Genomic DNA, 12,882 nt, shown 5'->3' with positions numbered 1-12,882 from the left:
CGCCTCAGCTGCCGTCCTGGTTGCGCAGCTGGGCCTTGAGCAGGCGCAACTGCTTGTAGTTCGCCCAGTTAAAGCCGTCGAGAAACGCGGCCGCCGCCTTGGCGCCTTCACGGAACAGGTCGACCTTGGCGGCGTTCGACAGGTTGAAGTTCAGCCAGTTGTGCTTGCCGGTGTCGATGTAGGTGATCAGGTGGCGGTAGTCGGGATTGCCGACGAGAAAATCCTGGTCGAGCGCGCCACGGGCCGCGTTGAAGACGCCCGCCAGCAGCTCGGTCGGTGAATCGATCACGGCCGGCTCGGCGGCCGGGATTCCCAGCTTGACGCCGAAGGTCGGGCTGCGCGGCACCTTGGCGTGGTTGTGGAACACCGCGATCGGGAAGTTGGAAATGATCCCGCCGTCGACCAGCACGCACTCCTTCGGCAGGCGCTGGCCCTTGTAGCTGGTCATCTCGGTCCAGCGCTGCTGCGCCGCCGGCCCCTGCGGAATGCCCTTCACGCGGACCGGGTGGAAGAAGCCCGGCACCGACATCGAACTGCGGACGAAATCGGCCGGACTCAGCGCTGCCGGATCGGCCCAGTACAGCGGGGCCATCTTCGGGAACTCGACCTTGGTGCCGGTGGTGACGTCGGCGGCGATCACCGCCAGCCGACCCCGCACATTGCCGGTGTCGGCGTCCTGCGCCGGGCTGCGCTGCTGCGAGGGATGCAGGCGCTCCGGCGCCGGCCGGACCCGATAGCCGCCGGGCGGATGCACCGATTGCATGGCGTCGAGATCGGCCAGCGTGGCGATGCCGTTGGCGGCCAACTGGTCGCTGAGCCAGGCGCGGAACTTCCGTCCCGGATGCAGCCCGAGGTCGTCGGAGAAATTGTCGATCACCTGAGCGCCCTTCATCGCCAGCTTGAACTTGCCGGCACCGTTGACGATCGCGTCGGTGAAGTCGCGGGCATCGCCGTCGCCGTCGATGAAGCTGGCCATCGGCACGTTGGCCACCACCTCCGCCACCCGCTGGCTCTTGGCGGCATGCGGCGGGCCGAGCGCGGCGATCACCAGCGCATTGATCGAACCGGCCGAGGTGCCGCCGAGGCCCAGGAAACGAATGCCGGCCGATTCGAGCACGTAGGAATAGCCGGCCAGCGCGACGCCGAGCACGCCGCCGCCTTCCATGACCAGATCGACGTACTGATGGCCGTCGGCATCCAGCAGGTCGGAAATCGGGTCGGCGGCGACACGCGCCTTGGCGCGGGCCACCGCCGCGACCACGTCTGGATCAAGGATCAGTGCTTCTACTGCCAGCGGTTTCGCCATCGTCGTCTCCCAGGGTCTGCGCAGGTGCGGGAACAGCCTTCGGTGCGGCAGCCGACTCTAGTCCCGGCGCCGTCGGCACCGACAGGACGGCGATCACACTGGCGCACACCGAATCAGGCGAGATCACACGGAGCGCGGCAGCGCGGCGCTGGAAACGGCTCAGCGCCGGCGGGTCAGCCACCAGGCGAACGCGCCCGCGGTCAGCATCATGATCGGGCTGTACAGGGTCGGCGGGATCGCCATCAGCGGCGAGTTCAGCAGCAGCGGCGACAGCGCCAGCGAGATCGCCAGCGCCGAGTTGTGGACGCCGATCTCCATGCCGATCGCGGTCGCCTGCGGGCGGCCCAGCCCAGCGAGCTTCGCCAGCTGGTAGCCAATCGCGAGGCTCAGCAGGTTGAAGGAGAGCATCGCGCCGCCGACGCTCGGCAGGTGGGCGACGATGGCCTTCCAGCCGGTCACCATCACCATCGCCACGATCGCCAGCAGGAAAAGCAGCGAGAACAGCTTGACCGGCTTCTCGAAGCGGATCGCCAGCACCGGCCGGCGATGGCGCAGCAGCATGCCGATCAGCACCGGCACGATGACGATCGCCACCACCTGCGCCACCTTGCCGAACTGCAACGGCACGCTCTTGTCTTCGCCGATGAAGTGCAGCAGCGCCAGGTTGATCATCAGCGGCAGCGTGATGATCGCCAGCAGCGAATTGACGGCGGTCAGCGTGATGTTCAGCGCCACGTCGCCCCGTGCCAGATGACTGAACAGGTTGGCGCTGGTGCCGCCCGGTGACGCCGCCAGCAGCATCAGGCCAACGGCGAACTCCGGCGTCAGCGCGAACAGGTAGCAGAGACCGAAAGCCACCGCCGGCAGCAGGATCACCTGCACCAGCAGCGCCACCGCCACGGCCTTCGGCTGGGTCAGCACGCGGCGGAAGTCATCGACGGTCAGCGATAGGCCAAGGCCCAGCATGATGATCGCCAGCGCCATCGGCAGGTAGATCGTCGAGATCGTGCTCATCATTGCGGCGGGACTTTTCGTGGACGGGTCAGGGCGCGACTGTCCGCGTTGCTGCACTGCGCTGGCAAGGGCATTGCGGAATACGGTTCCGATCGTCGACGGAATATCCGATGCTCTGTCCGGGCACCCCAACGGCCGCGATCCATGCGCCTGATCCTGTTCTCGCTGCTCGGCCTTGTGGCGCTGTCAGCCGTGCTGGCTGCCAACACGCTGCGACTGCCGGCGCTGTCGCCGGAACCAGCCGCGATCGACACTGACTCGATCGACGAGCAGGCCGCTGCCGGGCGGCTTGCCGAGGCGCTGCGCATCGCCACCGTGTCGACCGCCGGCGGCCAGCCGGCCGATACCACCACCTTCGCCGCGTTCGCCGAACTGCTGCAGCGGCAGTTCCCCAATGCGCACCGGGTGATGCGCCGCGAACGGATTGCCGACGGCAGCCTGCTCTACACCTGGGCTGGCCAGGACAACACGCGCAAGCCGGTGCTGCTGCTGGCGCATATGGATGTGGTGCCAGTCGAGCCGGGCACCGAGTCGCGCTGGCAGCAGCCGCCGTTCGGGGGCGTGATCGCCGACGGCTATGTCTGGGGCCGTGGCGCGCTGGACGACAAGCTCAATGTCACCGGCCTGCTGGAAGCCGTCGACGCGCTGGCGGCGCGGGGCTGGCAGCCGCCGCGCACGTTGCTGTTCGCGTTCGGCCACGACGAGGAGATTGGCGGCAGCGGCGCGCGGGCCATCGCCGCCGCACTGAAGGCGCGGGGCGTGCACGCCGGATTCCTGCTCGACGAAGGCGGTGCGCTGACCGTCGGGGTCATGCCCGGCGTCACCCGCCCGGTGGCCACGATCATGGCGGCGGAGAAAGGCTACGCCTCGTTCCGGCTGACTGCGACGGCCGTCGGCGGCCATTCCTCGCAACCACCGCTGGACACGGCGATCAGCCGCCTGGCCCAGGCCCTGGTGCGCGTGCAGGAGCACCCGATGCCGCCCCGCATCGCAGCGCCCGTCGACGAGATGCTGGCGCGGGCGGCGCCCGCGATGGGCCTGCTGAACCGCGTGGCGATCGCCAACCGCTGGCTGTTCGAGCCGCTGCTGATCCGGCAGCTGGCGGCCGGGCCGGTATCGAACGCGCTGATCCGCAGCACCATCGCGCCGACGCTGCTGCGCGCCGGCATCAAGGACAACGTGCTGCCGTCGGAAGCCAGCGCGGTGATCAACGTCCGGCTGCTGCCCGGCGACAGCACCGAAGCCGTCGCCACGCACCTGCACCAGGTGATCGGCGACGACGGCATCAAGATCAGCACCGAAGGGCCGTTCGCCAGCGAGGCCTCGGCGGTCTCCGATCCGGATTCCGCCGCCTTCCGGCACCTCGCCGACGTGACCCGCGCGCTGTTCCCGGACGCCGTGGTGACCACCGGGCTGATGCTCGGCGCCACCGACGCGCGCCACTACGAAGGGTTGTACGACAACCGCTACAACTTCATGCCGGTGACCTTGAACGCCGAGGACCTGCAGCGGGTCCACGGCAGCAACGAGCGGATCGCGGTGGCCGACTACGCCCGGCTGGTGCGCTGGTACCGGCGGATGCTGGAAACGCTGCCCTGAACGGCCGGCCTTACTGGGCGGTGTAGCCGCCGTCGATGACCAGTTCGGCGCCGGTGACGAACTTCGATTCGTCGCTGGCCAGGTACAGCACGCCGTAGGCGACATCCATGACCTCGCCGACGTGGCCGATCGGATGCAGCGCGTCGAGCGCGGCGCGCCCTTCGGCGAGATCGCCGATCGATTTCACGTAATCCTCGACCATCGGCGTCCAGATGTAGCCGGGGTGCACCGAATTGACGCGCACCTTGAGCCCGCTCTTGCCGCAATGCAGCGCCGCCGACTTGGTGAACAGCCGCACGCCGCCCTTGCTGGCGTTGTACGAGGCCAGGTTGGGGTCGGCGACGATGCCTTCGATCGACGAGATGTTGATGATTGAACCGTGCTTGCCGGTCATCGCCGGAATCGCGTACTTGGTGCCGAGAAACACCGCGTCCAGATTCACCGCGAGGGTCTTGCGCCAGTCGGCCAGCGTGCAGTCGGCAGCGTTGCCGGGAATGGCGATGCCGGCATTGTTGACCAGCACGTGCAGCGCACCAAAGCGCTGCTCGGCCGCCGCGATCACCGCCGGCCAGCGGGCTTCGTCGGTGACGTCCTGCTCGATGAACATCGCCTCGCCGCCAGCGGCGACGATCTTCGCCACCACTGCTTCGCCAGCGGCGCGTTCGAGGTCGCTGACCACCACCTTCGCGCCCTCCTTCGCCAGCAGCAGTGCGCAGGCTTCGCCGATGCCCTTCGCCGCGCCGGTGACCAGCGCGACCTTGCCTTGTACTCGACCCATGAAAATCTCCTCGACGCGATGCCCGTCACGCGGGCGGATGGCGAGGTCGGCCACGGTGGCGGCGCCTCGCTCGTGCACCGGAGGCTAGCAGCGCGCGGCGGCCACGCGGGCTACCCGTCCGGATAGCGCACATGGCGGGTCTGCCCCTGGCCGTCGCCGCCCTTGCCCAGCGCACCCGCCGCGCGGGTACCGGGCTATCGGAAGCAATTGGTAATGAACCATACTAAACACCTTGTTCAATTTGAATCGACAGCGCGTTGATCGTGACTGTCGGCCGCGCCGCCGTCCCGGTGGCCGCCATCGCAAGGGAGGAAGTACCGGATGTCGATGCCGTCGCCGAGGGCCGTGGCCCTGCTGTCCCTGTCCATTACCGCTGTCGTCGGCGGGCCGGTTCTTGCCGGCAACGGCCTGAATGTCACCGGCGTCGGCGCGCAGTCGCTGGGCATGGGCAGCGCCGATCTCGCGGTCCCCGGCTCGTCGGCGGCGGTGACCATCAATCCGGCCAACCTGACGCAGATTCCCGGCTCGCGGCTCGATGCCTCGATCGAGCCGTTCGTCACCAACGGCTTCAGCCATCGCGACAGCCTCAACAGCCGCAAGCGCTCGGACGAGCAGTACGGCGCGCTGCTGAACGCCAGCTACGCCCGCAAGCTGTGGCGGCCGGACCTGACGCTGGGCGTCGGCATGTTCGTCGCCGGCGGCTCGGGCTCGGAATACGAGGACCTGAACACGGCGTTCGGCACCACGGATGCCTATGCGGTGACCTTCGGCGTCACCCGCCTGGCCACCGGCATCGGCTGGCAGCTGACGCCCCAGCTCAGCCTCGGCGCTGCGTTCAATGTCTCCTACGCCTCGCTGCGTCAGAAGCTGTTTCCGAAGACGTCCGACGCCGCGTCCGGCTTCTACGGCCTGCGGCTCGATGGCGCCGATGGCGTCAGCTACAACGGCCGCGTCGGCCTGCTGTACCGCTTGAGCCCGACGATCGCGATCGGCGCCAGCTATGCATCGATCAACAAGCTGAAGCTCGAAGGCGGCGAGCTGAGCGTCAACTACGAAGCGCTCGGCGAAGGCGTGGTCCGCTACGGCGAAGCGCGCGTGAAAGGCTTCGCGCTGCCGCAGGAATTCGGTATCGGCATCGCCTGGCGGGCCACGCCGAAGTGGCTGCTGTCGACCGAAGTCACCTGGCTGGACTGGTCCGGCGCCGCGAAAAGCGTGCGCCTCAGCGCCCGCGATCCGGAGACCGGCAACGCCAACGTGCCGCAGTCGGTGGCGTTCGACCAGGCGCTGGAATTCCGCGACCAGTTCGTGTTCGCGCTCGGCACCGCCTACGACCTCAGCGACAAGACCCGGCTGATGGCCGGCATCAACCTGGCCCGCAATCCGGTGCCGAACCGCAATGTCACGCCGACCATCAACGTGACGCAGGAACTGGAGCTGAACCTCGGCATCCGGCAGGTGCTGTCGGACCGCTGGGAGTTCGCCTCGGCGATCCAGTACCAGCCGTCCAAGACCGAGGCCGCCAACAACCCGGCCCAGCCGTTCACCAACGCCCGCGACGGCTACGGCGTGATCGCCTGGACGTTCGAGTTCAGCCGCCGCTGGTAGCGTCGCCGCGCGGCCGGCGGGCGACGATCGCCGCGATCCGCGCCGCCACGCGCGGCGTGTCGAGCCCGCCATCGAGCCGCCGCCGCCAGTTCGGGTGCTCGTCGATGGTGCCCGGCACGTTCGGCTGCTCGATCACACCCAGCAGGTCTTCGAGCGGAACCAGCGCCAGCGGAGACGGCGTGGCCGCGACGAATGCGCAGGCGGCATCGACCACCGCCTGCGGCTGCTCCGGCGCCGGCATCGGCCCGGCCGCAACCCCGGCGTGGACGAACGCCCCCCAGAGCTTGTCGCGGTCCTCGGCGCGACTGCGCCGATCCCAGGCTTCATCCTGCCCTTCGCCGTACAGCGCCAGCTGCGCGCGCCAGTCGATGTCGCGGCCGGTCCACCAGCCGGCGACGGTCGGCAGGTCGTGGGTGGTGGTCATCGCCACCACATCGGCCGGCCAGCGCGCCGGCTCGACGAAATAGCCCCAGTCGCGCTCGAACCACAGCACCCGCATGCCGAGCACGCCGGCCGGGCTCATCCGCTGGCGGAAGCCATCCGGCACCGTGCCCATGTCCTCGCCGATGATCACCGCGCGGTGTCGCCAGGATTCCAGCGCGATCAGGCCGAACAGCGCATCGATCGGGTACTGCAGGTAGGCGCCTTCGCGCGGCCCGGCGCCGTCCGGGATCAGCCACAGCCGGCCGAGGCCGATCACGTGGTCGATGCGCAGGCCGCCGGCATGGCGCAGCTGGGCGCGCAGCAGTTCCAGGAACGGCGCGTAGGCGGATTCGATCAGCGCGCGCGGTGAGTAGGCGGTCAGCCCCCAGCCCTGGCCGAGCGCGTTCAGCGCATCGGGCGGCGCGCCGACCGACAGCCCCTGCAGGAAGTCCTGCGGCCGGCTCCAGCCGTGGCTGCCGCCGCCATCGGCACCGACCGCCAGATCGCGGATCAGGCCGATCGCCATGCCGCCGGCCTTGGCTTGCGCCTGCGCCGTCGCCAGGCCGCGGTCGGCCAGCCATTGCAGGCGCAGGTGGAAGGCCACCTCGTCGGCCTGGGCAGCGGCAAACGCGTCGACCTCGGCGCTGCGCGGATCGCGGAATGGCGTCGGCCAGTCGGTCCAGCGCCAGCGCGGCGGCGACTGCGCCAGGAAATGCGCGTGCAGGGCCTCGAAGCGGGCGTGGTCGCGAAGTGCGGTGCCGCCGGCGGCAATGAACGCCGCACAGTCGGCGCGCAGCGCGTCCGGCAAGGCGTCGAAGCCGGCCAGCAGCCGGCGTGCCAGCGTGAGCCGCAACGCGGCGGCACGCGGCCAGTCGACCAGCGGCAGCGCTTCCAGCTCGGCGGCGACGGCGGTCGCGCCTTCTTCAGCCAGCGCGACGGCCACCGCTGCGGCGCCGAACACCTCGGCCAGATCGACGTGCAGCGTATTGACGAACAGCCGGCTCGATGGCGAGTACGGACTGAAGCGTTCGACATCGGCCGCGAACAGTGCATGCACCGGACTGACTGCCAGCGCATCGGCGCCGCGTTCGCCGAGCGCCTTCGCGCAGGCGCCGAGGCCGGTGAAGCTGCCGATGCCGCCATCGCCCGGTGCCCGCAGCGCATAGAGCTGCGCGGTGCAGCCCCAGAGCCGGCGTTCGCCGGCCAGGTCCTGCACGGTGAACGCCCGCGCCGGCACGATCGCCAGCTGCACGGTCTGGCCGTTGATGGTCAGCCGGTGATAGCCGAGCGGCAGCAGCGCCTCGATCCGGCAGCTGCCGTCGGTGTCACGGTCGGCCACGCCTTCGAGTTCGCGCCCGTCCTCGAGCCGCAGCTGATAGGCGCGCTGCGCCGGATCGGCGATCGCGCCGACCTCGATCGCCATGCCTGCCCGCACCACCACCATCGGCGGCAGCCGCGCCGTAGTGCGTTCGGCGGCGAGCCGCGCCAGTTCCACTCCGCAGGCGCCGTCGTCGCCGGCGCGGTAGCCGAGCGCGCCGAGCACCGCCCGCAGGGTGTCGTCGCGCACGTCGCGATGCACACCCTGCCAGTCGATCCAGCGGGTCGACAGGCCCGCTGCAGCGGCCAGTTCCTGCAGCGCGGACATCAGGCTTCGTCTCCTCGGGGCGGCTGCACGCAGGCGGCGATCAGCACGGCGCTGTGGGCGCTGACCATCACCTGCTCGGCGTCGATCGGGTCTTCCGCCGCACGCGGCGCGGCGCTGTCGATCAGCCGGCGCCAGGCGAAGCGCGGCGCCGGCAGCCGGAACGGCGCGTCCTCGTGAGAGCCGTTGACCAGCAGCAGGGTCACGTCGACGGCGGTCGGATTGATCGCCACCGCGCGGCGCAAGATCATCCGGCGGCCATGGATGTCCTGCCAGGCCTCCGGCGACAGGCTGTCGGCGCGCTCGTCGAACCAGGCGATGTCGGCGACGCCGGGCAGCGGCTCGGACCGGCCGTGCAGGTAGTGCGCCGCGCTCAGCGACGGATGCGCCTTGCGGGCGGCAATCAGCCGCGCGGTGTAGTCGATCTGGAGCCGGCCTTCGTCGGTCTCCGCCAGCGACCAGTCCAGCCAGGCCGTGCGGTTGTCCTGGCAGTAGGCGTTGTTGTTGCCGCCCTGGGTCTGGCCGAACTCGTCGCCGGCCAGCAGCATCGGCGTGCCGTTGGCGGTCAACAGCGTGGCCAGCAGCGCGCGGCGGATGCGCGCCCGCTGCGCGTTGATCGCCGCGTCGTCGGTCGGGCCTTCGGCGCCCCAATTGGCGCTGTGGTTGTCGGAATGGCCGTCGCGGTTGTCCTCGCCGTTGGCGAGGTTGTGCTTGGCCGAGTACGCGACCAGATCGGCCAGGGTGAAGCCGTCATGGGCGGTGACGAAGTTCAGCGAGGCCGCCGGCCGCCGGGTGCTGTGATCGAACAAGTCGGCCGAACCGCTGAGCCGTGCCGCCAGCGCCGGCCGCTGGGCGGCATCGCCGCGCCAGAAGCGACGGACGTCATCGCGGAAGCGGTCGTTCCATTCGCTGAAGCCGGGTGGATGGCGGCCCAGCTGGTAGCCGCCGGGGCCTATGTCCCAGGGCTCGGCGATCAGCTTGACCCGCGACAGCACCGGGTCTTGGCGCAGCGCGTCGAAGAAACCGGCGCCGGGATCAAAGCCGCCGGCCTCGCGGCCGAGCGTCGAGGCGAGATCGAAGCGGAAGCCATCGACATGGAACATCTGCACCCAGTAGCGCAGGCTGTCCATGACCAGCTGCAGCACCCGTGGATGGCTCAGGTTCACCGTGTTGCCGCAGCCGGTGTCGTTGATGCAGTGGCGTTCGGCCCCTGGCACCAGCCGGTAGTAGCTGGCGTTGTCGAGGCCACGGAAGCTCAAGGTCGGCCCCAGTTCGCTGCCTTCGCCGGTGTGGTTGTAGACCACGTCGAGGATCAGCTCGATGCCGGCTTCATGCAGCCGGCGCACGGCGGTGCGGATCTCGCGGAAACCGCCCTCGGTGATGTAGCGCGGCTCCGGTGCGAAGAAGCCCAGCGTGTTGTAGCCCCAGTAATTGCGCAGCCGCCGGGCCAGCAGTTCGCGGTCCTGCACGATCGCGTGGATCGGCAGCAGCTCCACCGCCGTGATGCCGAGCTTGACCAGGTGCTCGATCATCCGCGGATGGCCGAGCGCGGCGAAGGTGCCGCGCTCCGGCGTGCGCAGGTCGCCGCGCAGCATGGTCAGGCCGCGCACGTGCGCCTCGTAGATCACGGTCTGCGACCACGGCCGGTTCGGCGGCCGGTCATCGCCCCATTCCATCACCGTTTCGCTGACCACCGCCTTCGGCATCGCGCTGGCGCTGTCGCGGCGGTCGTAGGACAGATCGTGCTTGGCCGAGCCGAGCCGGTAGCCGTACAGCGCGTCGGACCAGGCCAGCGCACCGGCCAGCCACCGCGCGTAGGGATCGAGCAGCAGCTTGTGCGGATTGAAGCGGTGGCCGCGATGGGGGTCGTAGGGCCCGTGCGCGCGGAAGCCGTACTGCTGGCCGAGCCGGGCGTTCGGCAGGTAGCCGTGCCAGACCTGGTCGGTGCACTCCGGCAGCGCCAGCCGTTCCAGCTCGCGCCGGCCGCTGCTGTCGAACAGGCACAGCTCGATCTTCTCGGCATGGGCCGAAAACACCGCGAAGTTGACGCCGCTGCCGTCCCAGGTGGCTCCGAGCGGATACGGGCTGCCCGCGTCCAAGCGCCGGCTCATGTCACGAGTTCCAGCCACAGGCTGGCCAGCGGCGGCACGGTCAGGCACAGGCGGGCCGGCTGGCCGTGGCTCGGCTGCGGCTCGGCGTGCAGCTCGTCGGCGCTGCCGACGCCGCTGCCGCCGTAGATCGCGGCATCGCTGTTCAGCACCTGCCGCCAGCGGCCGGCCGCCGGTACACCGACCCGGTAGCCGTGCAGCACGGCGGGCGTGAAGTTGCAGATCACCAGCAGCGGCGGGTGCTCGCCGTGCGGGTCCAGCCGCAGCCAGGCGAACACGCTGTTGGCGTGGTCGTCGACCACCACCCAGTGGAAGCCGCGCGGGTCGCAGTCGCCAAGGTGCAGCGCCGGATGTGCGCGGTAGTGACGGTTCAGGTCGGCGACGTAGCGCTGCAATCCGGATTTCAGCGGATCGCCGAGGCCGAACCAGTCCAGTTCGCGGTCGTGGTTCCACTCGCGTTCCTGGGCGATCTCGCCGCCCATGAACAGCAGCTTCTTGCCCGGATAGCCCCACATCAGCCCGTAGTAGGCGCGCAGCCCGGCGTGGCGCTGCCAGGCATCGCCCGGCAGCTTGGCGACCAGCGCTCGTTTCAGGTGCACGACCTCGTCATGCGACAGCGGCAGCACGAAGGCTTCGGCATGGGCATACATCAGCCCGAAGGTGATGTCGGCATGGTGGAAACGGCGATGCACCGGCTCGCGCGCCATGTACTGCAAGGTGTCGTGCATCCAGCCCATGTTCCACTTGTAGGCAAAGCCCAGGCCACCGTGGGCGACCTCGGCGGTGACGCCGGGCCAGGACGTCGATTCCTCGGCGATCACGATGGCGCCCGGGCAGCGTTCGGCGATCACCGTGTTCAGCTCGCGGACGAAGGCCACCGCTTCCAGGTTCTCGCGGCCGCCGTAGCGGTTCGGAATCCACTCGCCGGGCTTGCGCGAATAGTCCCGGTGCAGCATCGAGGCGACCGCGTCGACCCGCAGGCCGTCGACGCCGTACTGCTCGATCAGCTGCAGCGCGGCGCCGATCAGGAAGCCGCGGACCTCAGGCCGGCCGTGGTTGTAGATCAGCGTGTTCCAGTCCGGGTGATAGCCCTCGCGCGGGTCCTCGTGCTCGTAGAGCGCGGTACCGTCGAAGCGGCGCAGGCCGTGGGCATCGGCCGGGAAATGCGCCGGCACCCAGTCGACGATCACGCCGAGGCCGGCGGCATGCGCGGCGGCGACGAAGCGGGCGAAGCCGGCCGGTTCACCGTGGCGCGCCGTCGGCGCGTACAGGCCCAGCGGCTGGTAGCCCCAGCTGCCACCGAACGGGTATTCGGCGATCGGCAGCAGCTCGACATGGGTGAAGTGCAGGCCGGCCACGTACGGGATCAGCCGCGCGGCCAGCGCGTCCCAGTCGGGCACCGGCCCGCGGCCGTAGTCGTCGCGCTGCCAGGACCCGGCATGTACTTCGTAGATCGCAACCGGTGCGTCGCGCTGCTGGCGGCGGGCGCGCTCGGCCGGTGCTGCCACCGGCGCGACCGGCGCCGCGACCACCGATGCGGTGCCGGGCGGCGCTTCGGTCTGGCGGGCGAATGGATCGGCCTTCAACCAGCGGTCGCCATCGGCGCCGAGCAGTTCGAACTGGTAGCGCGCGCCGGCCGCAAGCCTCGGCACGAACAGCTCCCAGATGCCGGCCTCGACGCGCCGTCGCATCACGTGGCGGCGGCCGTCCCAGAGATTGAAGTCGCCGACCACCGACACCCGCCGCGCGTTCGGCGCCCAGACCGCGAAGCGGACGCCGGGCACGCCGTCGAGACACAGCAGCTGCGCGCCCATCACCCGGCCCAGTTCGCGATGGCGGCCCTCGCCGAACAGATGCAGGTCCAGTTCGCCGAGCAGCAGGCCGTAGCTGTACGGGTCTTCGGTGTCCTGCACGGCGTCCGGCCAGTGGATGCGCAGCCGGTAGCCGTCCGGCACCGTCAGGCTCACCTCGAACAGGCCGTCGCCACGCGGGCCGTGCAGCGCGCCGAGCAGCCGGCCGTCGGCGTCGAGCACCTCGACCTGCCGGGCACCGGGCTGGAAGCTGCGCAGCCGGCCGTCGTGGCGGCCGAGCACGGCAAAGGCGTCGACCGGCTCGCCACGCACCAGCGCATCGAGCCGGCCGTCGCGCGGCAGTTCCTGGGGCATCGGTGCGGCCGGGGATTCGAAGGGGCGACTCATGGAAGGGCGCGGTCGCGGGCGGTGAACGATGATGGGGCGCGAACGCCGCCGGTCGGCGTCCGCTGGCATCGAATTCGCATGCTTCGTGCCTGCCGTCGCACCGGACAGGTGCACGGCAGCGGCCACCGGGTCCGCCGGCGCCATCGGCGTACGCGCACCGGGCGATCATAGTTCAAGCCACAGGGGCCAAAGCCCCGGAGACCTGCAGC

8 protein-coding genes are annotated in these 12,882 nt (G+C 70.1%); 2 read left to right on the top strand and 6 right to left on the bottom strand.

Annotation, left to right across the window (positions count from 1 at the left end; translation table 11 throughout):
• Positions 1-4: 4 nt before the first annotated feature.
• Together ACTIGJ_RS14485 and ACTIGJ_RS14480 are read right to left on the bottom strand one after the other, a co-directional pair.
• Entirely contained in the window at positions 5-1,306 is a 1,302-nt protein-coding gene (locus tag ACTIGJ_RS14485) for a patatin-like phospholipase family protein (RefSeq protein WP_439641036.1), read from the bottom strand.
• A gap of 159 nt (positions 1,307-1,465) precedes the next feature.
• A complete protein-coding gene (locus tag ACTIGJ_RS14480) occupies positions 1,466-2,323 on the bottom strand; it encodes a bile acid:sodium symporter family protein (protein WP_439641035.1) in 858 nt (285 codons plus the stop codon).
• 141 nt (positions 2,324-2,464) lie between these two features.
• Here ACTIGJ_RS14480 and ACTIGJ_RS14475 point away from each other — a divergent pair, with 141 nt between their 5' ends.
• Positions 2,465-3,919, top strand: coding sequence for a M20 family peptidase (locus ACTIGJ_RS14475; RefSeq protein WP_439641034.1), 1,455 nt, complete (start codon positions 2,465-2,467; stop codon positions 3,917-3,919).
• A 10-nt stretch (positions 3,920-3,929) separates the two neighbouring features.
• Here the strand turns inward: ACTIGJ_RS14475 and ACTIGJ_RS14470 are convergent, their stop codons facing one another.
• Entirely contained in the window at positions 3,930-4,697 is a 768-nt protein-coding gene (locus ACTIGJ_RS14470; RefSeq protein WP_439641033.1) for a glucose 1-dehydrogenase, read from the bottom strand.
• Between the two features lie 321 nt (positions 4,698-5,018).
• On the opposite strand from ACTIGJ_RS14470, the gene ACTIGJ_RS14465 reads away from it, so the two are divergent.
• Positions 5,019-6,302 (top strand): OmpP1/FadL family transporter, encoded by a 1,284-nt coding sequence (locus ACTIGJ_RS14465; protein WP_439641032.1) that lies wholly within the window; start codon positions 5,019-5,021, stop codon positions 6,300-6,302.
• On the opposite strand, the gene malQ is transcribed toward ACTIGJ_RS14465, so the two are convergent.
• From malQ to glgB, 3 genes are read right to left on the bottom strand one after another with little or no spacing between them, the layout of a single operon-like run.
• On the bottom strand, positions 6,286-8,370 hold the full coding sequence (gene malQ / locus ACTIGJ_RS14460) for a 4-alpha-glucanotransferase (RefSeq protein ID WP_439641031.1): 2,085 nt from the start codon (positions 8,368-8,370) through the stop codon (positions 6,286-6,288). The genes ACTIGJ_RS14465 and malQ overlap by 17 nt on opposite strands.
• The gene (gene glgX / locus ACTIGJ_RS14455) at positions 8,370-10,478 is read right to left on the bottom strand and encodes a glycogen debranching protein GlgX (RefSeq protein ID WP_439641030.1); all 2,109 of its coding nucleotides are present in this window, start codon (positions 10,476-10,478) and stop codon (positions 8,370-8,372) included. Before glgX ends, malQ begins: the two co-directional genes overlap by 1 nt.
• Positions 10,475-12,673, bottom strand: a complete 2,199-nt coding sequence (gene glgB / locus ACTIGJ_RS14450; RefSeq protein WP_439641029.1) for a 1,4-alpha-glucan branching protein GlgB — start codon at positions 12,671-12,673, stop codon at positions 10,475-10,477. Before glgB ends, glgX begins: the two co-directional genes overlap by 4 nt.
• Positions 12,674-12,882 lie beyond the last annotated feature (209 nt).

Source organism: Nevskia sp. (genome assembly GCF_051860985.1).
Taxonomy (GTDB): Bacteria; Pseudomonadota; Gammaproteobacteria; order Nevskiales; family Nevskiaceae; genus Nevskia.
This window is presented reverse-complemented; position numbering and strand designations above follow the sequence as displayed.

Bases quoted from the DNA above. Each gene is read 5' to 3' on its own strand.
- ACTIGJ_RS14480 (WP_439641035.1), bottom strand. From the start codon at position 2,323: ATGATGAGCACGATCTCGACGATCTACCTGCCGATGGCGCTGGCGATC.
- ACTIGJ_RS14475 (WP_439641034.1), top strand. From the start codon at position 2,465: ATGCGCCTGATCCTGTTCTCGCTGCTCGGCCTTGTGGCGCTGTCAGCC.
- ACTIGJ_RS14465 (WP_439641032.1), top strand. From the start codon at position 5,019: ATGTCGATGCCGTCGCCGAGGGCCGTGGCCCTGCTGTCCCTGTCCATT.
- glgB (WP_439641029.1), bottom strand. From the start codon at position 12,673: ATGAGTCGCCCCTTCGAATCCCCGGCCGCACCGATGCCCCAGGAACTG.
- ACTIGJ_RS14485 (WP_439641036.1), bottom strand. From the start codon at position 1,306: ATGGCGAAACCGCTGGCAGTAGAAGCACTGATCCTTGATCCAGACGTG.
- glgX (WP_439641030.1), bottom strand. From the start codon at position 10,478: ATGAGCCGGCGCTTGGACGCGGGCAGCCCGTATCCGCTCGGAGCCACC.
- malQ (WP_439641031.1), bottom strand. From the start codon at position 8,370: ATGTCCGCGCTGCAGGAACTGGCCGCTGCAGCGGGCCTGTCGACCCGC.
- ACTIGJ_RS14470 (WP_439641033.1), bottom strand. From the start codon at position 4,697: ATGGGTCGAGTACAAGGCAAGGTCGCGCTGGTCACCGGCGCGGCGAAG.